This is a genomic window from Pseudomonas sp. RW409 (assembly GCF_003184125.1).
Lineage (GTDB): Bacteria > Pseudomonadota > Gammaproteobacteria > Pseudomonadales > Pseudomonadaceae > Aquipseudomonas > Aquipseudomonas chlororaphis_I.
Window position 1 is genome coordinate 691,182 of sequence record NZ_QHHP01000021.1, and the last position, 21,520, is coordinate 712,701.

Consider the following 21,520-nt stretch of genomic DNA (forward strand, 5'->3'; position numbering starts at 1 on the left):
TGCGACTGGAAATTCCCAAAGCCGTTTTCAACTTCGGATGCTCCGGAAAACCAATCCCCGCTCGAGTAAAGGTAGTCAGTCGAGTATCCAACTGAGCCAGCAGCCGCTTGCGCTCGGCAAAAAACTCGGCGGAACGCAGGTGCCCATGTTGCTGAAAACTGCGTTTATGCAGGCTCTCGATTTCCCGCAGCGAAGCTTTCACATCCTCCAGGTGCTTGGCGAACATCGAGGCGCCAACGCCCATCGCGGTCGATCCCTGGGAAGCAAAGGACTCCAATAGATAACGATTGCGCGCCAGAAAGCTGGCCTCTTCGTCGCTCATCGGTTCCAGTGCCGCGTTGACCTTTGCTGCTGCTTCCATCAACCAGGCTTCCTCACGGGTACATTGGAAGTTAGCCGGGTCGCTCAGGACGATCAGTTGGCCTGGCTTGGCGTAATGAGTGAGCTGTGGGTTGAGGGTACGGAATTTCTCTAGTACTGCGCTATTGGGTTCGGCGAAGAGTAAGGATTCCAGTGCCGAGCGGGACATGGGCTGTTCGACGATATGAAATCCCGGCTCGATCCCTTCTTGCAGGCTGGCCATGGGCGCAGCGGGCGCGACCGGTGAGTTGACCAGAGCGTTGGCGGCCTCGGCTTTTTCGATGAGCGCTGGGTCGGCCAGCAAGGAGGCCATGCGTTGTTCGTCTACCGTGCCATCGGCGCGGATGGCGCCCAGAGTGGCGAAGTTGACGATGGCCGCTCCGGGCGCAGGGGCGAAGATGAAGCCGCCGAAGGTATCGCTGGAGCCAGTGGTGATGGTGCCACCATGACTGGTGGGGCTGCCAAGATGGGCCATGGGCCGACCGTTGATCACAATCGAGGGGAAGCCGGTGGTGATGACAGCACCGCAGCCACAGGTGTCACCGACCCGGGCGGAGCCCATGCCGTTGATGCTGACGTCCATGGCGGCGGAAACGATGGGGGTGGTGCCGTGTCCCGGCATTGGGCAGACATGGCTATCGCCGAGGCGAGCTGAGGAAATCATGGCGTGTCCTTGCGCTAAGGGTGAAAGTGCCTCCCGTCTGGAAGACAGGGGACGCTAGCGCAGGACCCGGGGCGTAGACTTTAAGGCGATTCTTAAAAACGGGTGAGCGGCTGTGGAGGGCCGCTCGTGATCGGGGAAGACGATCCCGGCTCAGAAATTCGCCGGCGTATTCGCACTAATAATCTCCGCCTCATCCTGCCCAATATTGCGAAACTTATGCGGCAAGGTGGTCGGAAAATAATACCCATCCCCCGGGTTCAGCACGCTCACCTGCCCGTCCACCGTCAATTCCACGGTGCCGCGGGTGACGAGGCCGCACTCCTCCCCTTCACTGTGCACGATCGGCTCGTCGCCGGAGCTGGCGCCAGGGGCGTATTGTTCGCGCAGGAAGCGCATCTGGCGGGTTGGCAGGGCGGCGCCGATCAGCAGCAGGCGGGCGCCGTCGCGGCCGAGGTCGGGTTGTTCGTTGGCGCGGAAGACGTATTGGTGTTCGCGCGGGGGCTGGTCGAAGGTGAAGAAGTCCGCCAGGGACATGGGGATGCCTTCGAGGAGTTTTTTCAGGGAGCTGACCGAGGGGCTGACGCGGTTCTGTTCGATCAGGGAGATGGTGGCGTTGGTCACGCCGCTGCGCCGGGCCAGCTCGCGCTGGGACAGTTTGTAGCTTTCGCGAACGAGTTTGAGTCGAGTGCCCGTGTCCATAGCAGCCTTGTGTGAGGTGTACGTGGGGGTGTTGCAAGTTGGAGTGCGGCCGGTGACTTTTAGTTGCGAAGTTTAGTTGCGAAGTTCGCCGATCCAGTGGCCCCGGAACCTGAAAGGCGGCTATTAAATCACGTTTGTGGGTGGAGCTGTAGCGGTGGCCGACGGTGGTGATTGGCCTTGTCGTGGGGCGTGCCAGGCGTTGAAAAGCGGCGGTGTTCTTTCGGGCCTCGGGAGGGCCTTCGGCCCTCATCGCAGCCTGCGGCAGCGGCTACAGGTTTGCGGGTTCGGGGCGGGTTTCGGGGCTGAAAAAAGCCCGCGCAAGCGCGGGCAAACGCAGGAAGCGTATCGGGATCAGATGCCGAAGCGGTCGCGCAGCGCGTAGTACGCGGCGCCCATGGCGGTCAACGGGGCCTGGAAGGTGCGGCCGCCGATCATCGGCATGTGCGGTAGCGAGGCGAAGGCGTCGAAGCGTTCGGCGTCGCCGCGGATCATTTCGGCGATCAGTTTGCCGGCCAGGTGCGAGCAGGTGACGCCGTGGCCACTGTAGCCCTGCATGTAGTAGGCGTTCTTTTCGATGCGGCCGAATTGCGGCATGCGCGACATGGTCAGCAGGAAGTTGCCGGTCCAGCGGTAGTCGATCTTCACGTCCTTGAGCTGGGGGAAGGTCTTGAGGATCTTCGGCCGGATCAGTTGTTCGATGTCGTTCGGCTCACGGGCGCCGTAGACCACGCCGCCGCCGTACAGCAGGCGGTTGTCGGCGGTGAGGCGGTAGTAGTCCAGCAGGTAGTTGCAGTCTTCGACGCAGTAGTTGTTGCGGATCAGGCTGCGGGCCATTTTCTCCGACAGCGGTTCGGTGACCACAATCTGCGAGCCGCACGGCATGCTCTTGCGCGTCACCCGAGGGTCGAGATCCTGCTGCAGGTAGGCGTTGCCGGCGATCAGCAGGTACTTGGCGCGGACCACGCCCTTGGCGGTGCGCACGATGTTCGGCTCGCCGTAGGTGATTTCCACCGCCGCCGACTGCTCGAAGATCTTGCCGCCCAGGCCGATGATGGCGCTGGCTTCGCCCAGGGCCAGGTTCAGCGGGTGGATGTGCCCGCCCTGCATGTCCAGCAGGCCGCCGACGTAGGCGTCGGAGCCGACTTCCTGGGCGATCTGCGCCTTATCCAGCAGCTTCAGATTCTTGTTGCCGTAGCGCTCCCAGCTGGCCTTCTGTTCGGCCAGGCCCTTGAGCTGCTTCTTGTTCATGGCGGCGAAGATGCCACCCGGGCGGTAGTCGCACTGGATGTCGTAGTGCTGGATGCGCTGGCGAATGATGTCGGCGCCTTCGAAGATCATGCTGCCCAGCACTTCGGCGCTTTTCTCGCCGTAGCGCGACTCGATCACGTCGACGTCGCGGCTGTAGGAGTTGACCAGTTGCCCGCCGTTGCGCCCGCTGGCGCCGAAGCCGACCTTGGCCGCCTCGAGCACGGTGACGCTGTAGCCCGCCTCGGCGAGGAACAGCGCCGAGGACAGGCCGGTGTAGCCGGCGCCGATCACGCAGACGTCGCACTCGACCATTTCTTCCAATACCGGAAAGTCAGTGGTCTGGTTGCGGGTCGCGGCGTAGTAGCTGTTTACGTAGGTTTGCATTATCGAATTCTCCAGCGGGTGCCAGCTGCAGCCAGCCCCGCCGTTGTTATAAGAGTCAGAGCTTGATCCAGGTCGCTTTCAGCTCGGTGTACTTGTCGAAGGCATGCAGCGACTTGTCGCGACCATTGCCCGACTGTTTGAAGCCGCCGAACGGCGCGGTCATGTCGCCGCCGTCGTACTGGTTGACCCACACGCTGCCGGCGCGCAGGCCACGGGCGAAGCGGTGGGCACGGCTGAGGTTGCTGGTCCAGACCCCGGCGGCGAGGCCGAAGATGCTGTCGTTGGCGATCGTCAGTGCTTCTTCCTCGGTGTCGAAGCTGATCACCGACAGCACCGGGCCGAAGATCTCTTCGCGGGCGATGGTCATGGCGTTGGTCACGCCATCGAAAATGGTCGGCTCGACATACAGCCCGCCGGTGCTTTCCAGGGTCCGCGCGCCGCCGGCCAGCAGTTGGCCGCCCTGCTCCTTGCCGATGCCGATGTAACGCAGCACGTTGTCCAACTGACGCTGATCCACCAGCGCGCCGACGCGGGTCTCCGGGTCCAAGGCATGCCCGGGTTTCCAGGCCTTGATGGCGTCCACCAGCAGCGGAATGAATTGATCGCGGATCGAGCGCTCCACCAGCAGGCGCGAGCCGGCGGTGCAGACTTCGCCCTGGTTGAAGGCGATGGCGCTGGCCGCCGCCTCCGCTGCCGCGCGCAGGTCCGGCGCGTCGGCGAACACCACGTTGGGGCTCTTGCCGCCCGCCTCCAGCCAGACGCGCTTCATGTTGCTCTGCCCGGAGTACACCAGCAGTTGCTTGCCCACCGCGGTGGAGCCGGTAAAGGCCAGCACGTCCACGTCCATATGCAGGGCCAGGGCCTTGCCGACGGTGTGGCCGTAGCCCGGCAGCACGTTGAACACGCCTTTGGGGATGCCGGCATCCAGCGCCAGCTGGGCGATGCGGATCGCGGTCAGCGGCGACTTTTCCGAAGGCTTGAGGATGAACGAGTTGCCCGCTGCCAGGGCCGGGGCGAATTTCCAGCTGGCCATGATCAGCGGGAAGTTCCACGGCACGATGGCCGCCACCACGCCGGAAGCCTCGCGCGTCACCAGGCCCAGTTGATCGTGGGGCGTGGCCGCCACTTCGTCATAGATCTTGTCGACGGCCTCGGCGCTCCAGCGGATCGCGTTGGCGGTGGCCGGCACGTCGATGCTCAGGGAGTCGCCGATGGGCTTGCCCATGTCCAGGGTTTCCAGGAGCGCCAGTTCTTCCTGGTGCTCGAGAATCAAATCAGCAAAGCGGATCAGCACGCGCTTGCGCTCGGCCGGCGCCTTGCGCGACCAGACGCCGGACTCGAATGCCTGGCGCGCCACCTGCACCGCCCGGTTGGCGTCGGCCTCGTCGGTGCTGGCGACGTTGGCCAGGAAACGCCCGTCCACCGGGCTGATGCATTCGAAGGTGGCCGCGCTGGCGGCGTGGCAATACTGGCCGTCGATAAAGGCGCGACCTTCGAGGGTCAAGGACTGGAAGCGCTGCTCCCAGTCGCTGCGGGATTTAGTCATGGCAAATACTCAACGCAGGAAAAGGAACGGCCGTCAGACCGTGTGCAGGTACCAGTTGTATTCGAGGTCGGAGATCGAGTTTTCGAACTCGGCCAGCTCGCTTTCCTTACAGGCGACGAACACGTCGATGTACATCGGATCGATGTACTTGGCCATCACCTCGCTGTCGTCCAGCACCCGCAGGGCGTCGCGCAGGTTGCTCGGCAGGCTCTGTTCGTTCTGCTCGTAGGAGTTGCCTTCCACCGGCGCGCCGGGCTCGATCTTGTTGGTCAGACCGTGGTGAATACCGGCCAGTACCGAAGCCATCAGCAGGTAAGGGTTGGCGTCGGCGCCGGCCACGCGGTGTTCGATGCGCACCGCATCCGCGGAACCTGTCGGCACGCGCACGGCCACGGTGCGGTTGTCGATGCCCCAGCTCGGCGAGTTCGGCACGTAGAACTGCGCACCGAAACGGCGGTAGGAGTTGACGTTCGGGCAGAGGAAGGCCATCTGCGCCGGCAGGGTTTCCAATACGCCGCCGATGGCGTGGCGCAGGGCGTCGTTGGTTTCCGGGTCGTCGCTGGCGAAGATGTTGTTGCCTTGCTTGTCGAGAATCGAGATGTGCACATGCAGGCCGTTACCGGCCTGGCCCGGGTACGGCTTGGCCATGAAGGTGGTGTCCATCTCATGGTCGTAGGCGATGTTCTTCACCAGGCGCTTGAGCAGCACCGCGTAGTCGCAGGCCTTGATCGGGTCGGAGACGTGGTGCAGGTTGACTTCGAACTGCGCCGGAGCGCTTTCCTTGACGATGGCGTCGGCGGGGATGCCCTGCTCTTTGGCGCCTTCGAGGATGTCTTGCAGGCAGTCGACGTATTCGTCCAGGTCATCGATCAGGTAGACCTGGGTCGACTGCGGACGCTTGCCGGAAATCGGCGAGCGCGGTGACTGCGGACGACCGTTCACGTTGTCCTGGTCGATCAGGTAGAACTCCAGCTCGAAGGCCGCACAGATGGTCAGGCCCAGGGCGTCGAATTTACTCACCACCTGCCGCAGCACCTCGCGAGGGTCGGCGAAGAACGGCTCGCCTTCGATCTCGTGCATGGTCATCAGCAGTTGCGCGGTCGGGCGCTTCTGCCAGGGCTCGACGCTCAGGGTGCCGGGGATCGGGTAGCAGATGCGGTCGGCGTCGCCGATGTCCAGGCCCAGGCCGGTGCTTTCCACGGTGGAGCCGTTGATGTCCAGGGCGAACAGCGAGGCCGGCAGGTTGATGCCCTTCTCGTACACCTTGTGCAGGGCGGTGCGTTCGATGCGCTTGCCGCGCACCACGCCGTTCATGTCGGCAATCAGCAGGTCGACGTAGAGGATCTCGGGATGGTTCTTCAGGAAAGCGTTGGCTTCGTTGAGCTGAACGGCACGCAGTGGGACCGACATGATGCACCTATGTGTTAATTATTATGTTCAAAGCGGTTTCGTGGCAGCAGTCAATCCGAAAGGAAAAGTGAAGTCAATAGCGAACAGAGGGCCATCATCGTTAAATATTTTGCCATTTATGGCCGAACCAACAGGCAAAACGCTCACAGACACTGAGTATCCGACGAATTACGTTTAGAATTTTTTACACAGAAGTTGTTAATTAAAATCAACGAGGATAAGCTCTCGAAAAACTCGTTCCAGCGTGAATTTCGAGGTGATAAAAATGGCATTCAAGCCATTGATCGGCGTTACTGCGTGCGTCAAAGAGATCGGGCTGCACCCCTACCACGTCAGCGGCGACAAGTACTTGCGTGCTGTCAGCAGCGCGGCCGAGGGCCTGCCCCTGATCATTCCTTCCCTGGCGGACCTCATCGATACCGAGGCTCTGCTGCAGAACCTGGACGGCCTGCTGTTCACCGGCTCGCCATCGAATGTGGAGCCCTTCCACTATCAGGGCCCGGCCAGCGAACCGGGCACCGCCCACGATCCCCAGCGCGATGCCACCACCCTGCCCCTGCTGCGCGCGGCGATTGCCGCCGGCGTGCCGGTGCTGGGCATCTGCCGCGGCTTCCAGGAGATGAACGTGGCCTTCGGCGGCAGCCTGCACCAGAAGGTCCATGAGTTGCCGGGCTATCTCGATCACCGCGAGGCCGACCACCCGGACCTGGCCGTGCAATACGCCCCCGCCCATGCCGTCAGGGTGCAACCGGGCGGCGTGTTCCAGGCCCTGGACCTGCCCCAGGAATTCCAGGTCAACTCGATCCACAGCCAGGGCATCGACCGCCTGCCCCCCGGCCTGCGCGCCGAGGCCCTGGCGCCGGACGGCCTGATCGAAGCAGTGTCGGTCGAACACAGCGCGGCCTTTGCCCTGGGCGTGCAGTGGCATCCGGAATGGCAGGTGCTGTCGAACCCGGTCTACCTGCGGATCTTCCAGGCCTTCGGCGATGCCTGCCGGCAACGGGCGGCGCAGCGCAACGGCCACTGACTAAAAGCTTCACCCGCGAAATTGACTGCCACGCCCCCCGGCCGGCGGCGGTGCGCCCTTGTGCGCCCGCCTTGGCCTCTGGGGCGGTTCAAGCCACACCCAGCAATACGAGAACAAGAACCAGCGTCAGGCCGCCAGGACGGCAGCGCCGAATAAACCCGCCACCACGGGTTTGTCATCCATCTATTAAGCCGGGCCGTTTTGGCCCGACGACTGACATCTGTTGGGAGTTCCACATGGCAAACGCCTCCAGCACGTACAGAAAGGCTCTGGAAGGTCACCCGCAACCGCAGAAGGTGCTGGTGAGAGTCGACCGCGTGACCAAGAAGTTCGATGAAACCGTGGCCGTGGACGACGTGTCCCTGGACATTCACCAGGGCGAGATCTTCGCCCTGCTCGGTGGCTCGGGTTCCGGCAAGTCCACCCTGCTGCGCATGCTGGCGGGCTTCGAGCGACCGACGGAGGGGCGTATCTACCTGGACGGCGTGGACATCACCGACATGCCGCCCTACGAGCGGCCGATCAACATGATGTTCCAGTCCTATGCGCTGTTCCCACACATGACCGTGGCCCAGAACATTGCCTTCGGCCTGCAGCAGGACAAGATTCCCAAGGCCGAGATCGATGCCCGCGTGGCCGAGATGCTCAAGCTGGTGCACATGACCCAGTACGCCAAGCGCAAACCGCACCAGCTGTCCGGCGGCCAGCGCCAGCGCGTGGCCCTGGCCCGCTCCCTGGCCAAGCGGCCGAAGCTGCTGTTGCTCGACGAACCCATGGGCGCCCTGGATAAAAAGCTGCGTTCGCAGATGCAGTTGGAACTGGTGGAGATCATCGAGCGCGTCGGCGTGACCTGCGTGATGGTGACCCACGATCAGGAAGAGGCCATGACCATGGCCCAGCGCATCGCCATCATGCACCTGGGCTGGATCGCCCAGATCGGCAGCCCGGTGGACATCTACGAGGCCCCGGTCAGCCGCATGGTCTGCGAGTTCATCGGCAACGTGAACGCCTTCGACGGCACCGTCATCGAAGACCTGGAAGGCCACGCGGTGATCCACTGCCCGGAGCTGGAACAGAAGATCTACGTCGGCCACGGCGTCAGCACCTCGGTGCAGGACAAGTCGGTGACCTACGCCATCCGCCCGGAAAAGATGCTGGTCAGCACCACCCGGCCCGAGCACCGCTACAACTGGTCCCAGGGCAAGGTGCATGACATCGCCTACCTCGGCGGGCATTCGGTGTTCTACGTCGAACTGCCTGGCGGCAAGATCGTCCAGTCGTTCATGGCCAACGCCGAACGCCGTGGCGCGCGGCCGACCTGGGACGACCAGGTGTACGTGTGGTGGGAAGACGACAGCGGCGTGGTACTGCGCACATGAGTACGTCAACCATGAGCACTCTCAATCAGCGTTTGACCCGTGTGCTGCCCAGCGGTCGCAAGCTGGTGATCGGCATTCCATTCCTCTGGCTGTTCCTGTTCTTCATGCTGCCGTTTTTCCTGGTGATGAAGATCAGCTTCTCGGAAGCGGCCCTGGCCATTCCCCCTTACTCGGAGATCTACAGCTTCGCCGAACAGAAATTCCAGCTGCTGCTCAACGTCGGCAACTACGCGTTGCTGGTGGGTGACGAGCTGTACATCTCGGCCTACCTCGGCTCGCTGAAAGTCGCCCTGCTCAGCACCCTGATGTGTCTGGTGATCGGCTTCCCCATGGCCTACGCGATCACCAAGGCCAGCAAGGAAACGCAGAACGTCTTGCTGCTGCTGATCATGATGCCGACCTGGACCGCGATCCTGATCCGCGTCTATGCCTGGATGGGCATCCTCAGCAACAACGGTTTGCTCAACGGCTTCCTGATGTGGAGCGGCCTGACCTCGGCACCGATCGAAATCCTCAACACCAACACCGCGGTCTACATAGGGGTGGTGTACGCGTATTTGCCGTTCATGGTGCTGCCGCTGTACGCCAACCTGGTCAAGCACGACCAGAGCCTGCTGGAAGCCGCGTCGGACCTGGGTTCGAGCAACTTCAACAACTTCTGGAAGATCACCGTGCCCCTGGCCAAGAACGGCATCATTGCCGGTTGCATGCTGGTGTTCATCCCGGTGGTCGGCGAGTTCGTGATTCCCGAACTGCTGGGCGGCCCCGAGACCCTGATGATCGGCCGCGTGCTGTGGCAGGAGTTCTTCAACAACCGTGACTGGCCGGTGGCCTCCGCCCTGGCGGTGGTGATGCTGGCGATCCTGATTATTCCGATCCTGCTGTTCAACCGCAGCCAGGCCAAAGAGATGGAGGGACGGGCATGAAACGTTTCGGATTTTCCAGCCTGATGCTGGTGCTCGGCCTGGCGTTCATTTACCTGCCGATGCTGATCCTGGTGATCTACTCGTTCAACGCTTCCAAGCTGGTGACAGTCTGGGGCGGCTGGTCGGTGAAGTGGTACGTCGGCCTGCTGGACAACCAGCAGTTGATGGGTTCGGTGGTGCGTTCCCTGGAGATCGCCTGCTACACCGCGATCGCCGCGGTGGCCCTGGGCACCCTGGCGGCCTTTGTGCTGACCCGGGTCACCCGCTTCAAGGGCCGCACCTTGTTCGGTGGCCTGGTCACCGCGCCGCTGGTGATGCCGGAGGTGATCACCGGCCTGTCGCTGTTGCTGCTGTTCGTGGCCATGGCGCAGATGATCGGCTGGCCGCAGGAGCGTGGCATCGTCACCATCTGGATCGCCCACACCACATTCTGCGCCGCCTATGTGGCCGTGGTAGTCTCCGCGCGCTTGCGTGAGCTGGACCTGTCCATCGAAGAGGCGGCCATGGACCTGGGTGCGCGGCCGTGGAAGGTGTTCTTCCTGATCACCATCCCGATGATCGCTCCGTCGCTGGCGGCCGGTAGCATGATGTCCTTCGCCCTGTCCCTGGACGACCTGGTGCTGGCGAGCTTCGTCTCCGGCCCGGGTTCCACCACCCTGCCGATGGAAGTGTTCTCGGCGGTGCGCCTCGGGGTGAAACCGGAGATCAACGCGGTGGCCAGCCTGATCCTGCTGGCGGTGTCGCTGGTGACTTTCCTGGTCTGGTACTTCAGCCGTCAGGCCGAAGAGCGCCGCAAGCGCGCCATCCAGCAAGCCATCGAAGAGGCCGCGGCCGATTCCTGGAAACAGCCGGACGTGCGCCGCGCACAGGCCCCGGAAGCGGCCTGATAGGCAACAGCCGGAAGGCTTTGACCGTGACAAGACATCGCCCCTGTTCAGGGGCGATGTCGTTTTCGGGGGTAGCCGCTGCCACAGGCTGCGATAGGTCCGAAGGACCTCGGCGACCTTGAGACCGCTGCGACCGTTCCGGTCGATCGCAGCCTGCGGCAGCGGCTACAGTGATAGCTTCGAAAGCGCTTCAGCTCGCGGGTCTTGGCATCCAGCACATCGTTTTCCGCCGCCGCCGCTTCGCCAGCAAGCTGGCTCCTGCAGGTTATGCATCGTTCACCGTGAGGCTTACTGTGCCGCCCGCGCCGGCAACAGTTTCAGGGTGCTGTGGGTATTGGCCATGACTTCTTCTTCGTTGAAGTGCGCCTGCTGGTACACCCCTTCGATATAGGCCTCGGCCTGGTCCTGATAGTGCTTGTCGAACAGCACACCGCTTTGCCCGACCGGGTTGACGGTCAGGCTGTGGGCCGGGTCGGCGAAGTCGATCAGGCGCCGGGTTGAAGGGCCGTAGGTCACCGGCCAGGGCGCCGGGCCGATCTTGGCCGATTGATTGTTGGGCACCTCGTGGGTGCCCGGCGCGGCGAACGGGCCGACGTTGAAAACCCGGTCCAGGGGTTTCTGCAGGCCCAGCGGGTGGCCGTGGGTCAGGGTATGCGCCTGGCCCCACAGCCATTTGCTCGAGTCGTCGCCAAAGGTCGCCTTGAGATGAGCGAGGCTAGTGCGCCAGGCAACCCTGACCGTGTCGGCGCGGCTTTCCCGGCCGAGCGTGTTGCGGTTGTCCCACCAGGGCGAGTCGGCGGAGGCGGCCAGGCGTGGCAGCGTGGCGTCGATCACCCGGGTGGACAGCAGGGTGTCGAAGAAGGCGTCGCCCAACTCGTCGTGGAAGGCTGCGTCGGTGAGGTTGAATAGGAACTGGTTGAACAGGGTGGCGCTGGTGGAGTCCAGCGGGTAGTCGCCTTTCCACTGCGCCAGCTGCTCCACCAGCTTGAGTTCCTGCGGGTCGCTCACCACTTCGCGCAACACTGGCAGCAGCGGCGCCAGCAGGCGCGGGCCGTAGGCGGTGGTGGTGCCCAGCTGGAGTTTCTGGCTGGCTTCGATATCCCACTTCACGCTCTTGTCACTGAGCTGGCGGTCCAGTTGCTGGCCGCGGTCGGCGAGGTTGTAGTAACCGGGAATTTCCATGCCGGTGGGCGAGACCGGCTGGAAGTTGGCCGAAACGATATAGCCGCGCGCCGGGTTTTCTTCCTGCGGGTTGGCGCTGAACGGGTAGAAGCCTTCTTTGTCCGCCAGCGAGGTGCTGCCATCGAGGATGAACGCGCCCTTGGCGCCAATCGGGCGCTTGGGCAATAGCGCCGCGGCCCACCAGCCGATATCGCCCTTGGCGTTGGCCCAGACGATGTTCAAGCCCGGCGCCTGGACCTTGGACGCGGCGCTGCGGGCCTTGGCCAGGGTGTCGGCGCGGTTGAGCTGGTAGAAGCCGTCGAGGATCGGGTTCGGCGTCTCGAGGAAGGCCCACCACATGGCGATCGGCGTCTTGCCGGCATTGGCCCCGAGCACGTCGTTGATGATCGGCCCGTGGGGCGACTGGCGCAGGATCTGGGTGACCTGCGGCTGGCCCTTCACCGCGATCTGCTGCTCGCTGTTGACCAGGTCGACCCACTTGCCGCGGTACCAGACCTGGTTGGCGTTGTTCGGGTTGACCTTCTCGGCGATCAGGTCCAGGTCGTCGTTCTGGAACATGGTCAGGCTCCAGCCGAAGTCCAGGTTGTGGCCGAGAAAGGCGAAGGGCACCAGCGCCTGGTGATGACCGTAGAGCTCGAAGCCCGGCGCCGACAGCTGGGCTTCGTACCACACCGACGGCACCGCGAAGCGGATGTGCGGGTCGCCGGCCAGCAATGGCTTGCCGCTCTTGGTGCGGCTGCCGGACACCGCCCAGGCGTTGCTGCCCTCGAATTGCGGCAGGCCGGCGTCGGCCAGGGCCTGTTCGCTCAGCCGGGCGATGGTGCCCAGGTCCTGCCAGTCGCTGGCGGCCAGGCTCGGCGCCAGCGGGCCACGGCCCTTGGCCAGGGCACCCTTGGGCTGCCAGTCGAGGTCGAAGACTTTCAGGTAGTCGCTGCCGAGCTGGTCGCGCACGTAGGTCAGCAGCGGCTCGGTGCGGAAGGCCGCGGCGAAGCTGTAGGCCATGTAGCCGGCGACGCTGATGCTGTCTTCGGCGGTGAAGGAGCGCTTGGGAATGCCGAGGACGTCGAACTCGATCGGTTGCGGGTGGCTGTTCTGATACTGGTTGACCCCGTCCAGGTAGGCTTGCAGGCCCTTCCAGGCGGGGGACTGGCGATCCAGCCCGGCGACGTAGCTGTCGGCGCGCTCGCGGATGCGCAGGCTGCGGAACAGTTTGTCGGTGTCGAGCAGTTTGGGGCCGAGTATCTCGGCCAGCTCACCACGGGCCAGGCGCCGCATGACTTCCATCTGGAACAGCCGGTCCTGGGCGTGGACATAGCCCAGCGCGCGGTACAGGTCGGTTTCGTTTTCCGCGCGGATATGCGGCACGCCGCGTTCGTCGTAACGCACCGTGACCGAGCCCTGCAGGCGCTCCAGCTCGACCTGGCCCTGGCGCGACGGCTGCTTGCTGTACAGGTACCAGCCCCCGCCCGCGACAAGAGCGAGGATCAGGACGACGAGTACGGTCAGGCTGCGTTTCATGGTGACTCCTTGTTCTTTCTGCGATTTGCCTGCCGTGGGGGAGGGCAAACATTTAGCACAGGCCTTCTGTGCCGGGCATCCGTTGTCTGGGAAAAGTCAGGAATGCCTTAATCCGTCTGTTTCGGCCATGGACAATAACAGCCCACCGCCAAGGTGTGGGTGGCGCTCACCGTACGGCCTTCGTGCAGGGCCTGGAGGATAGGTTCGATAAAGCTGTTGCTGGAGTTGCAGGTCAGGCCTTCGCTGTAGGGGCCGAAATAGGCCAGGGTGCCGTTGCGGTCCCAGATCGCCACGGCCGGGCTGGCGGGGATCTGCTCCGAGCCGGGCAGGCCGTCGAGGACTTTCAGGCGGCTCAGGGTGGCGGGCAACTGGCCGTGGCTGCCGGCCTTCTGTACCGAGTAGAACTCCACGCCCTGCGGGCCGTAGTGCTCGATCAGCTCGGCCAGGTGCTGCTGGTTGCCGACATTGCACGGGCAGGCCGGGTCCCAGAAGTGCACCAGGCGGATGACGCCTTCGCCGGCTAGGCCAGGAGGCAGTTGCAGCGGGTCGCCGGAAAATACCGCGGTGTGTTCGCTGAAGGTCCGCAGGAAACGTCCCTGGAACCAGTCGTAGGCGACCCACAGCACCCCGGCGCACAGGAGGGCGAGCAGGCTGGCAAGCAGGGTCGTGCGGTAGGGCAGACGCATACGGATCATTCCTCGAAGGTCGCGTAGCTTGCCATGCTTGCCCCGACAGATGAATATCGCAGGCCGATAAAGCCTGTTTCGCGTTCCGCGCCACCCTGGGAAAACCCTTATGCCTGCGACCTTCGACCCCGACCTTCTGCGCGCCAGCCTGCGGCCCCTGGCTGAGGCGCAGCCGCTCTCGGCGCAGGCGCAGGCCTATCAGCGTTTCTATGGGCTGGATCTGCCGGTCAAGCGTGGGCTGGGGCGTTTTTCGGTCGGCGGTTTTGACGTGGTCGGCCAGGTCTGGTGGCCCGAACAGCCGGTGGCGACCTTGTTTCTGTTGCACGGTTTCTACGATCACATGGGCTTGTACCGGCATGTGATCGAGTGGGCGCTGGAGCGGCAGTGGGCGGTGATTGCCTGCGACTTGCCGGGCCACGGCCTGTCCAGCGGCGAGCGCGCCAGCATCGATGATTTCGCGGTGTACCAGGCGGTGCTGCAAGGTTTGTTCGACGAGGCCCGGTCCCTCGATCTGCCCCAGCCCTGGCACCTGTGCGGGCAAAGCACGGGCGGTGCGATCGTGATCGATCACCTGCTCAACCAGGGTGCCCAGAGCCCGGCCCAGGGCCAGGTGATCCTGCTGTCGCCGCTGGTACGCCCGCGTGCCTGGGGCTGGTCGAAGCTCAGCTATTACATGCTCCGGCCTTTCGTCAAAGGCATCGCCCGGCGCTTCAGCGAGAACTCCACCGATCCCGATTTCCTGCCGTTCCTGCAGCGCGACCCGTTGCAGCCGTTGCGCCTGCCGACCGCCTGGGTCGGGGCGTTGGCGCAATGGATCAAGCGCATCGAGCTGGCCCCGCGCAGCAGTCGGCAGCTCTTGATCGTTCAGGGGCAGGCGGACATGACGGTGGATTGGCAGCACAACCTGCAGGTGATCCGGCAGAAGTTCCAGCAGCCCCAGGTGCTGATGCTGCCCGAGGCGCGGCATCACCTGGCGAACGAGGCGGCGCGCATTCGCCAGGAATACTTCGCTTTCCTCAACCAGCATCTTTGAACGGATTCATGCGTCTGTAGCCGCTGCCGAAGGCTCGGGCTGACTGGTACGGACGCGGCGATCTCGCGACCGCTGAGGTCCTTCGGACCTATCGCAGCCTGCGGCAGCGGCTACAGGTCAGGGTGCGAGGCTGGAAGTGCTCTGGCCGACAGCCAGCCCGGCGCGGATCGCGGCCAGGGCGGCCTGGTAGTAGGCCTTGCCTTCGGCGGATTCGGCGAAGTTGGCGAACTCTTCCAACTCCGGGTCGGACAGGTCGCGATAGACGTACAGCAGGGTGTTGTTCAGGTCGTTGCCGATCTGCGCCATCAGCCGCTGGCGCTGGCCATTGAGCATGTTCTGCGCCTGGCCGGCCCCCAATAGGCCGGGGATCATCTGGCTCAGGCTGTCGGCGGCCACGCCGGCGATCGCCAGGCTGACTTCCGCGCCGGCTTCACGGGCCGGCAGCGCCTGGGCCAGGTGGCCGATGATCAATTGACGGGTGTCGCTGGCCTGCATCTTCGGCAGGCCCTGGGCATTTTTCGCCAACTGGTCGCGGCGGGTCGCCAGCAGTTCGGCGGCGACGATCTTGCGCCCCAGCGGCGACTGGAAAAACGCCAGGGCCGGTTTCGGATCGGCGAGGTTCTGCCGCAGCTGCGCCTGGGCACGGCGGTCCATGGCCTGCGGGGCGAAGCGCTGGTTGCTGTTATTGACCAGCGCCTGATAGACCGCTGGCGGCAGGCTATTCTGGTAACGCTGCTGGGCAGCGGTGAGGGCATCGTTGAAATGCGCACGTTGTTCCGGCCAGCCGGCGACCTTGTACAACTGGTCGTGGCCGTCTGCCCAGGCGGGCAATACACAGAACATCAACAGTGAAAAAAGCAAACGGCGCATAAGGACTCCTGTCGGCAGCCCACTATTCTCCGGGGCAAGGCGATGGTTGTCGAGAATTCGTATCAGGTTCAGTACGCAAACTGTCCGATCGAACGACGAACAGAGACAGCGCCAGGCTGCTTGGTCAGAATTATCGAGATGATCTGTCGGATTCATCTGGGTGTGGATACTATGCGCGCCATGCAAATACCCTCTGATCACCCACTGCTGTTACGCATTGTCGATGACCTGGCCACCCGTGGCTGGTCGCAGCAGAACATCTTCCTGCCAGAAGCCCTGACCCTGGAGCTGGCGGCCGAGTGCCGCAAGCGCGCGGCCGAAGGTGAGCTGGCGCCGGCGGCGGTTGGCCGTGGCCCGGCGCAGGAGATTCGCGAGGGGATCCGTGGCGATCACATCCAGTGGCTCGAGCCCGGCCAGGCCGACTGCTGCGATACCTACCTGGGCTTGATGGACAGCCTGCGCGAGGCGCTGAACCGTGGGTTGTTCCTCGGCCTGGAAGACTTCGAAAGCCATTTCGCGCTGTACCCGCCAGGTGCGTTCTACCTCAAGCACGTCGACCGTTTCCGCGACGATGACCGGCGCATGGTGTCGGCGGTGATCTACCTCAACCAGGACTGGCTGCCGGAGCAGGGCGGGCAACTGCGCATGTACTTCGATGGCGAAAGCGAATACGACGTGGATCCCGCTGGCGGCCGGCTGGTGGTGTTCCTCTCCGGCGAGGTGCCCCATGAAGTCCTGCCCGCGACCCGCGAGCGCCTGTCCCTGACGGGCTGGTTCCGCCGGCGCGGCAACGAGCCGTTCTGATCATGCACAAGATCCTGGTCAGTCGCTGCCTGTTGGGCCACCGCGTGCGTTACGACGGTGGCGCCAGCGGGCCGTTCGATCAACTGGCGAGCTGGCAGACCGAAGGGCGGGTGGTCGCGTTGTGTCCGGAAGTCGCCGGCGGCTTGCCGACGCCACGGGCGGCGGCGGAAATACCCGGAGGGCAGGGCGGCGAAGTGCTCGATGGCCTGGCGCAGGTCATCACCACCGAGGGCGAAGATGTCAGCGCCGAATTCCTCAGCGGTGCCCGGCAGGCGCTGGAACTGGTGCGCGAACACGGGATTCGCATCGCCGTGCTCAAGGCCAACAGCCCGTCGTGCGGCAACCTGCTGACCTACGACGGCAGCTTCAGTGGGGTCAAGGTCAGCGGCGAGGGCGTCACCGCCGCCTTGCTCAAGCGCGCCGGGGTGCAAGTCTTCAGCGAGCTGGAACTGGCCGAGGCCGCCGCGGCCCTGGCCTCGCTCTAACGCCCCTGTAGCCGCTGCCGCAGGCTGCGAAAGGTCCGCAGGACTTCAGCGATATCACCTTCTGCGCAGCCGCAGCCTTCTGCAGCGATTACAGCATCAAGGCTTGGGTGGCTTGCTCGCATCCATGCCGAACCATTTTTCCGACAACGCCATCAGCCGGCCATCGGCCTTGATGCGCTGCAGCGCGCCGTCGAGGCTCGCCTGGAACGCCGGATTACCTTTCTGGAACGGGATCGCCAGGCTCAGGGTCGGCCCGACCTTGGCGCCTTCCTTCACCGGCAGGCGGCTGTCGCGAATGGCGTAGGGGATCAGCAGGCGGTCGCTGATGGCGGCGTCGAGCTGCTTGTCCGCCACATCCTTGATCGGCTGCTGGGCGTTCGGGTAGCTGCGCAGGTCGATGCCTTCCACGGTGCGCGCCTGCTCGACGAACTGGCTGCCCTGGGCCACGCCCAGTGCCTGGCCCTGGAGCGCCTGCAGGCTGCCCAGCGTGCGCTCTTCTTCCTTGCGTACGATCAATTGTGCGCTGGAATAGCTGTAAGGCTCGCTGAAGTCGAAACGATCCTTGAGTTCTGGAGTCATTGCTATGTGATTGATGGCGATGTCGTAGCGGCCGCTTTCGACGCCTGGCAGCAGGTCGGCGGCGTCGGTGACTACGAAGTCCGCCCGCACATCCAGCTCGCGGGCGAGCAGTTGGCCCAGCTCGACTTCGAAGCCGGTGAGCTTGCCGTCGTCCTTGAAGTTGAAGGGTGGGGTATTGGCTTCCAGGGCGATACGCAGTTCCCCGCGGTCATTCACATCGTCGATCAGTTCGGCTTGAGCGTAAGTGCTCACAAGAGGTAGCAAAAGTATCAGGCCAGGCAGGAAACGCATGGTCACTCCTTGAATTTATATGTGCGATGCGCTGTTCAGGCTCGCTTTGCTATGGTGTTGATTGCCCTTCGACAACGATATGCCACGAAGTTGTCATAACCGTACCGATTTTGCGGAAAAACTGGAGAATAGAATGAAAACCTTTATATCTCGTGCTGCATTGGCCGGCCTGATGCTGGGGGCTTCGATGTTGGCTTCTGCGGCGGATATTCCTCGCACCAAGGCGCCGGAAGGCGCTTCTGTCTTTATCGTCACCCCGGTCAATGGCGATACCGTGGCCAAGACCTTCAAGGTCAAGTTCGGCGTCAGCGACATCTCCCTGGCGCCCGCCGGCGACCAGACTCCGCACACCGGGCACCACCACCTGCTGGTCGACGTCGACAAGCTGCCGGCCGAAAACATGCCGATCCCGGCCGACGCCCAGCACATCCACTTCGGCAAGGCCCAGACCGAAACCGAGCTGACCCTGGCCCCGGGCAAGCACACCCTGCAGCTGGAGCTGGGCGACAAGAACCACGTGCCGTTCGACCCGCCAATCGTTTCGGAAAAGATCACCATCACCGTCAAGTAAGTGCGGACGGCAAAAACTGCCTGTAAATAACTGCCTGTAAATAAAAAGGGAGGCCCCAGGGCTTCCCTTTTTCATTGCCAGCGAGCGCTTAGAACAGCACGCGGCTGCGGATGGTGCCGTTGACGTGTTGCAGTTTCTCTTGCGCCAGCTCCGAGTACTCGGCGTCGACGTCGATCACCACATAGCCAACCTTCTCGTTGGTCTGCAGGAACTGACCGGAGATGTTGATGCCGTTTTCCGCGAAGACCTTGTTGATCTCGCTCATCACACCCGGGATGTTCTCGTGGATGTGCAGCAGGCGGTGCTTGCCAGGGTGAGCCGGCAGGGCCACTTCCGGGAAGTTCACGGACGATACCGAAGTACCGTTGTCGCTGTACTTGACCAGCTTCTCCGCCACTTCCAGGCCGATGTTGGCCTGGGCTTCGGCGGTCGAGCCACCGATGTGCGGGGTCAGGATCACGTTGTCCAGGCCACGCAGCGGGCTTTCGAACTCTTCGTCGTTGGAGCGTGGCTCCACCGGGAACACGTCGATGGCGGCGCCGATCAGGTGCTTGTCCTTGATCGCCGCGGCCAGGTGGTCCAGCTCGACCACGGTGCCGCGCGCGGCGTTGATCAGGATGCCGCCTTTCTTGATGGCGCGGATTTCCTTCTCGCCGATCATCCACTGGGTGGCAGCGGTTTCCGGGACGTGCAGGGTGACGATGTCGGACATGCCCAGCAGATCGTGCAGGTTGCCGACCTGGGTGGCGTTACCCAGTGGCAGCTTGGTCACGGTGTCGTAGAAGAACACCTGCATCCCCAGGCCTTCGGCCAGGACCGACAGTTGGGTGCCGATCGAGCCGTAGCCGACGATGCCCAGCTTCTTGCCACGGATCTCGAAGGAGTTGGCCGCGCTCTTGATCCAGCCGCCACGGTGGCAGGAGGCGTTCTTCTCTGGGATACCGCGCAGCAGCAGGATCGCTTCGGCCAGCACCAGTTCGGCTACGGAACGGGTGTTGGAGTACGGTGCGTTGAACACCGCGATGCCGCGCTCGCGAGCCGCGTCGAGGTCGACCTGGTTGGTGCCGATGCAGAAGCAGCCAACAGCAACGAGCTTCTTCGCGTGATCGAAGATTTCTTCAGTCAGTTGGGTGCGGGAGCGAATGCCGATGAAGTGCGCATCGGCGATCTTTTCCTTCAGCTGGGCTTCCGGCAGAGAACCGGTGAGGTACTCGATACTGGTGTAGCCCGCGGCCTTGAGGACGTCGACAGCCGATTGGTGGACGCCTTCGAGAAGAAGGAACTTGATCTTGCTCTTATCGAGAGAAGTCTTGCTCATCTGCGTAAACCTGTGTCCCGGAGAAAAATGGCAGGAAATGGTCAACAGATGCTGACCCGGACGGCAGGAAAGCCGTCGCCGCAGAACGCCCTTCGGCACTATTCTGCGGGGGGTCGTATGCTAGCATACGGACCCCGCGAAACACTCGTTCCTGCGACGTGAAGCGTTCTCAGGATGACCATGAATTGTTCGAGAGTTCTGTCGATGACCAATCCTGCGCTGATTGATGAGCTGAAGACCCTGGTCGAGGCTGGCAAGGTCCTGACCGACGCCGACTCCCTGAACGCTTACGGCAAGGATTGGACCAAACACTTCGCGCCGGCGCCGAGCGCCATCGTCTTTCCCAAGACCATCGAGCAGGTCCAGGCCATCGTGCGCTGGGCCAACCGGCACAAGGTCGCGCTGGTGCCGTCCGGCGGCCGTACCGGCTTGTCGGCCGCGGCGGTGGCAGCTAATGGCGAAGTGGTGGTGTCTTTCGACTACATGAACCAGATCCTCGACCTGAACCTGACCGACCGCACCGCGGTCTGCCAGCCGGGCGTGGTGACCGCGCAGTTGCAGAACCGCGCCGAAGAAAACGGCCTGTATTACCCGGTGGACTTCGCTTCCGCCGGTTCCAGCCAGATTGGCGGCAATATCGCCACCAATGCCGGCGGGATCAAGGTGATTCGCTACGGCATGACCCGCAACTGGGTGGCCGGGATGAAGGTGGTCACCGGCAAGGGCGACCTGCTGGAACTGAACAAGGACCTGGTCAAGAACGCCACCGGCTACGACCTGCGCCAGCTGTTCATCGGTGCCGAGGGCACCCTGGGTTTCGTGGTCGAGGCCACCATGCGCCTGGAGCGCGCGCCGAACAACCTCACGGCGATGGTGCTCGGGACTCCGGATTTCGACTCGATCATGCCGGTGCTGCATGCTTTCCAGGGCAAGCTCGACCTGACCGCCTTCGAATTCTTCTCCGACAAGGCCCTGGCCAAGATCCTCGGCCGCGGTGATGTGCCGGCGCCGTTCGAGACCGATTGCCCGTTCTATGTGCTGCTGGAGTTCGAAGCCAGCAACGAGGACGTGGCCAACGACGCCCTGGCCACCTTCGAGCACTGCGTGGAGCAGGGCTGGGTGCTGGACGGCGTGATGAGCCAGAGCGAGCAGCAACTGCAGAACCTGTGGAAATTGCGCGAGTACATCTCCGAAACCATCTCGCACTGGACACCGTACAAGAACGACATTTCGGTCACCGTGTCGAAGGTGCCGGCTTTCCTGAAGGATATTGACGCGATCGTCGCGCAAAACTATCCGGACTTCGAAGTGGTCTGGTATGGCCACATCGGTGACGGCAACCTGCACCTGAACATCCTCAAGCCGGATGACCTGAGCAAGGACGAGTTCTTCGCCAAGTGCGCCACCGTCAACAAGTGGGTGTTCGAAACCGTCGAGAAGTACAACGGCTCGATTTCTGCCGAGCACGGCGTGGGCATGACCAAGCGCGATTACCTGACCTACAGCCGTTCGCCGGTGGAAATCGATTACATGAAGGCGGTCAAGGCGGTGTTCGACCCGAACGGCATCATGAACCCGGGCAAGATTTTCGCTGTTTGACCCCAGGGTCACTCAAGCAGCGGTACCTGATGAACCAAACGAGCAGGAGTCGGT

General features: G+C 63.3%; 19 protein-coding genes. 9 read left to right on the forward strand and 10 right to left on the reverse strand.

Annotated elements, in window-relative coordinates:
- The 5 genes from DK261_RS33530 to DK261_RS11925 all read right to left on the reverse strand — a co-directional run.
- The coding region (locus tag DK261_RS33530; protein ID WP_256597577.1) for a PAAR domain-containing protein at positions 1 to 1,024 on the reverse strand (1,024 nt) is incomplete at its 3' end.
- A 150-nt stretch (positions 1,025 to 1,174) separates the two neighbouring features.
- On the reverse strand, positions 1,175 to 1,723 hold the full coding sequence (locus DK261_RS11910; RefSeq protein ID WP_009043206.1) for a cupin domain-containing protein: 549 nt from the start codon (positions 1,721 to 1,723) through the stop codon (positions 1,175 to 1,177).
- Positions 1,724 to 2,074: 351 nt separating this feature from the next.
- On the reverse strand, positions 2,075 to 3,355 hold the full coding sequence (locus DK261_RS11915) for an FAD-binding oxidoreductase (RefSeq protein WP_177411709.1): 1,281 nt from the start codon (positions 3,353 to 3,355) through the stop codon (positions 2,075 to 2,077).
- A gap of 55 nt (positions 3,356 to 3,410) precedes the next feature.
- The gene (locus DK261_RS11920; RefSeq protein WP_028682243.1) at positions 3,411 to 4,901 is read right to left on the reverse strand and encodes an aldehyde dehydrogenase; all 1,491 of its coding nucleotides are present in this window, start codon (positions 4,899 to 4,901) and stop codon (positions 3,411 to 3,413) included.
- A gap of 33 nt (positions 4,902 to 4,934) precedes the next feature.
- The gene (locus DK261_RS11925) at positions 4,935 to 6,311 is read right to left on the reverse strand and encodes a glutamine synthetase family protein (RefSeq protein WP_009048287.1); all 1,377 of its coding nucleotides are present in this window, start codon (positions 6,309 to 6,311) and stop codon (positions 4,935 to 4,937) included.
- A gap of 265 nt (positions 6,312 to 6,576) precedes the next feature.
- Between DK261_RS11925 and DK261_RS11935 the strand changes: the two genes are divergently transcribed.
- The 4 genes from DK261_RS11935 to DK261_RS11950 all read left to right on the forward strand — a co-directional run bounded on the left by DK261_RS11935 (position 6,577) and on the right by DK261_RS11950 (position 10,530).
- Positions 6,577 to 7,338: a gamma-glutamyl-gamma-aminobutyrate hydrolase family protein gene (locus DK261_RS11935; protein ID WP_110175747.1), complete on the forward strand. Its 762-nt coding sequence runs from the start codon at positions 6,577 to 6,579 to the stop codon at positions 7,336 to 7,338.
- A 236-nt stretch (positions 7,339 to 7,574) separates the two neighbouring features.
- Positions 7,575 to 8,717 (forward strand): ABC transporter ATP-binding protein, encoded by a 1,143-nt coding sequence (locus DK261_RS11940; protein ID WP_009048285.1) that lies wholly within the window; start codon positions 7,575 to 7,577, stop codon positions 8,715 to 8,717.
- 44 nt (positions 8,718 to 8,761) lie between these two features.
- Positions 8,762 to 9,643 (forward strand): ABC transporter permease subunit, encoded by an 882-nt coding sequence (locus tag DK261_RS11945; protein WP_164485211.1) that lies wholly within the window; start codon positions 8,762 to 8,764, stop codon positions 9,641 to 9,643.
- Positions 9,640 to 10,530 (forward strand): ABC transporter permease subunit, encoded by an 891-nt coding sequence (locus DK261_RS11950; protein WP_110175748.1) that lies wholly within the window; start codon positions 9,640 to 9,642, stop codon positions 10,528 to 10,530. Before DK261_RS11945 ends, DK261_RS11950 begins: the two co-directional genes overlap by 4 nt.
- A gap of 288 nt (positions 10,531 to 10,818) precedes the next feature.
- Here DK261_RS11950 and DK261_RS11955 read toward each other — a convergent pair whose 3' ends face one another.
- Both DK261_RS11955 and DK261_RS11960 read right to left on the reverse strand, forming a co-directional pair.
- Positions 10,819 to 13,230 carry a penicillin acylase family protein gene (locus tag DK261_RS11955; protein ID WP_110175749.1) on the reverse strand — a complete coding sequence of 804 codons (2,412 nt, stop codon included), beginning with the start codon at positions 13,228 to 13,230 and terminating at the stop codon, positions 10,819 to 10,821.
- A 107-nt stretch (positions 13,231 to 13,337) separates the two neighbouring features.
- The gene (locus DK261_RS11960; protein ID WP_009051371.1) at positions 13,338 to 13,916 is read right to left on the reverse strand and encodes a DUF6436 domain-containing protein; all 579 of its coding nucleotides are present in this window, start codon (positions 13,914 to 13,916) and stop codon (positions 13,338 to 13,340) included.
- A gap of 109 nt (positions 13,917 to 14,025) precedes the next feature.
- Here DK261_RS11960 and DK261_RS11965 point away from each other — a divergent pair, with 109 nt between their 5' ends.
- Positions 14,026 to 14,949: an alpha/beta hydrolase gene (locus DK261_RS11965; RefSeq protein WP_110175750.1), complete on the forward strand. Its 924-nt coding sequence runs from the start codon at positions 14,026 to 14,028 to the stop codon at positions 14,947 to 14,949.
- Positions 14,950 to 15,066: 117 nt separating this feature from the next.
- On the opposite strand, the gene DK261_RS11970 is transcribed toward DK261_RS11965, so the two are convergent.
- Complete coding sequence (locus tag DK261_RS11970; RefSeq protein ID WP_016702898.1) at positions 15,067 to 15,819, reverse strand: DUF2059 domain-containing protein; 753 nt, start codon at positions 15,817 to 15,819, stop codon at positions 15,067 to 15,069.
- Between the two features lie 171 nt (positions 15,820 to 15,990).
- Between DK261_RS11970 and DK261_RS11975 the strand changes: the two genes are divergently transcribed.
- The gene (locus DK261_RS11975; RefSeq protein ID WP_009051368.1) at positions 15,991 to 16,623 is read left to right on the forward strand and encodes a 2OG-Fe(II) oxygenase; all 633 of its coding nucleotides are present in this window, start codon (positions 15,991 to 15,993) and stop codon (positions 16,621 to 16,623) included.
- A gap of 2 nt (positions 16,624 to 16,625) precedes the next feature.
- Positions 16,626 to 17,108: a DUF523 domain-containing protein gene (locus DK261_RS11980; RefSeq protein ID WP_038636011.1), complete on the forward strand. Its 483-nt coding sequence runs from the start codon at positions 16,626 to 16,628 to the stop codon at positions 17,106 to 17,108.
- A gap of 96 nt (positions 17,109 to 17,204) precedes the next feature.
- Here DK261_RS11980 and DK261_RS11985 read toward each other — a convergent pair whose 3' ends face one another.
- Positions 17,205 to 17,978, reverse strand: coding sequence for a transporter substrate-binding domain-containing protein (locus tag DK261_RS11985; RefSeq protein ID WP_041985003.1), 774 nt, complete (start codon positions 17,976 to 17,978; stop codon positions 17,205 to 17,207).
- 133 nt (positions 17,979 to 18,111) lie between these two features.
- Here DK261_RS11985 and DK261_RS11990 point away from each other — a divergent pair, with 133 nt between their 5' ends.
- Entirely contained in the window at positions 18,112 to 18,549 is a 438-nt protein-coding gene (locus DK261_RS11990) for a DUF4399 domain-containing protein (RefSeq protein ID WP_009051365.1), read from the forward strand.
- 88 nt (positions 18,550 to 18,637) lie between these two features.
- Here the strand turns inward: DK261_RS11990 and serA are convergent, their stop codons facing one another.
- The gene (gene serA, locus DK261_RS11995) at positions 18,638 to 19,867 is read right to left on the reverse strand and encodes a phosphoglycerate dehydrogenase (RefSeq protein WP_110175751.1); all 1,230 of its coding nucleotides are present in this window, start codon (positions 19,865 to 19,867) and stop codon (positions 18,638 to 18,640) included.
- A 204-nt stretch (positions 19,868 to 20,071) separates the two neighbouring features.
- Here serA and DK261_RS12000 point away from each other — a divergent pair, with 204 nt between their 5' ends.
- Positions 20,072 to 21,466, forward strand: coding sequence for an FAD-binding oxidoreductase (locus tag DK261_RS12000; RefSeq protein WP_016702901.1), 1,395 nt, complete (start codon positions 20,072 to 20,074; stop codon positions 21,464 to 21,466).
- The last annotated feature ends 54 nt before the right edge of the window (positions 21,467 to 21,520 follow it).

Coding starts and splice junctions, on each gene's coding strand:
- DK261_RS11910 (WP_009043206.1), bottom strand. CDS start 1,723: ATGGACACGGGCACTCGACTCAAACTCGTTCGCGAAAGCTACAAACTG.
- DK261_RS11955 (WP_110175749.1), bottom strand. CDS start 13,230: ATGAAACGCAGCCTGACCGTACTCGTCGTCCTGATCCTCGCTCTTGTC.
- DK261_RS11975 (WP_009051368.1), top strand. CDS start 15,991: ATGCGCGCCATGCAAATACCCTCTGATCACCCACTGCTGTTACGCATT.
- serA (WP_110175751.1), bottom strand. CDS start 19,867: ATGAGCAAGACTTCTCTCGATAAGAGCAAGATCAAGTTCCTTCTTCTC.
- DK261_RS11920 (WP_028682243.1), bottom strand. CDS start 4,901: ATGACTAAATCCCGCAGCGACTGGGAGCAGCGCTTCCAGTCCTTGACC.
- DK261_RS11965 (WP_110175750.1), top strand. CDS start 14,026: ATGCCTGCGACCTTCGACCCCGACCTTCTGCGCGCCAGCCTGCGGCCC.
- DK261_RS12000 (WP_016702901.1), top strand. CDS start 20,072: ATGACCAATCCTGCGCTGATTGATGAGCTGAAGACCCTGGTCGAGGCT.
- DK261_RS11915 (WP_177411709.1), bottom strand. CDS start 3,355: ATGCAAACCTACGTAAACAGCTACTACGCCGCGACCCGCAACCAGACC.
- DK261_RS11990 (WP_009051365.1), top strand. CDS start 18,112: ATGAAAACCTTTATATCTCGTGCTGCATTGGCCGGCCTGATGCTGGGG.
- DK261_RS11925 (WP_009048287.1), bottom strand. CDS start 6,311: ATGTCGGTCCCACTGCGTGCCGTTCAGCTCAACGAAGCCAACGCTTTC.
- DK261_RS11940 (WP_009048285.1), top strand. CDS start 7,575: ATGGCAAACGCCTCCAGCACGTACAGAAAGGCTCTGGAAGGTCACCCG.
- DK261_RS11970 (WP_016702898.1), bottom strand. CDS start 15,819: ATGCGCCGTTTGCTTTTTTCACTGTTGATGTTCTGTGTATTGCCCGCC.
- DK261_RS11950 (WP_110175748.1), top strand. CDS start 9,640: ATGAAACGTTTCGGATTTTCCAGCCTGATGCTGGTGCTCGGCCTGGCG.
- DK261_RS11935 (WP_110175747.1), top strand. CDS start 6,577: ATGGCATTCAAGCCATTGATCGGCGTTACTGCGTGCGTCAAAGAGATC.
- DK261_RS11980 (WP_038636011.1), top strand. CDS start 16,626: ATGCACAAGATCCTGGTCAGTCGCTGCCTGTTGGGCCACCGCGTGCGT.
- DK261_RS11985 (WP_041985003.1), bottom strand. CDS start 17,978: ATGCGTTTCCTGCCTGGCCTGATACTTTTGCTACCTCTTGTGAGCACT.
- DK261_RS11960 (WP_009051371.1), bottom strand. CDS start 13,916: ATGCGTCTGCCCTACCGCACGACCCTGCTTGCCAGCCTGCTCGCCCTC.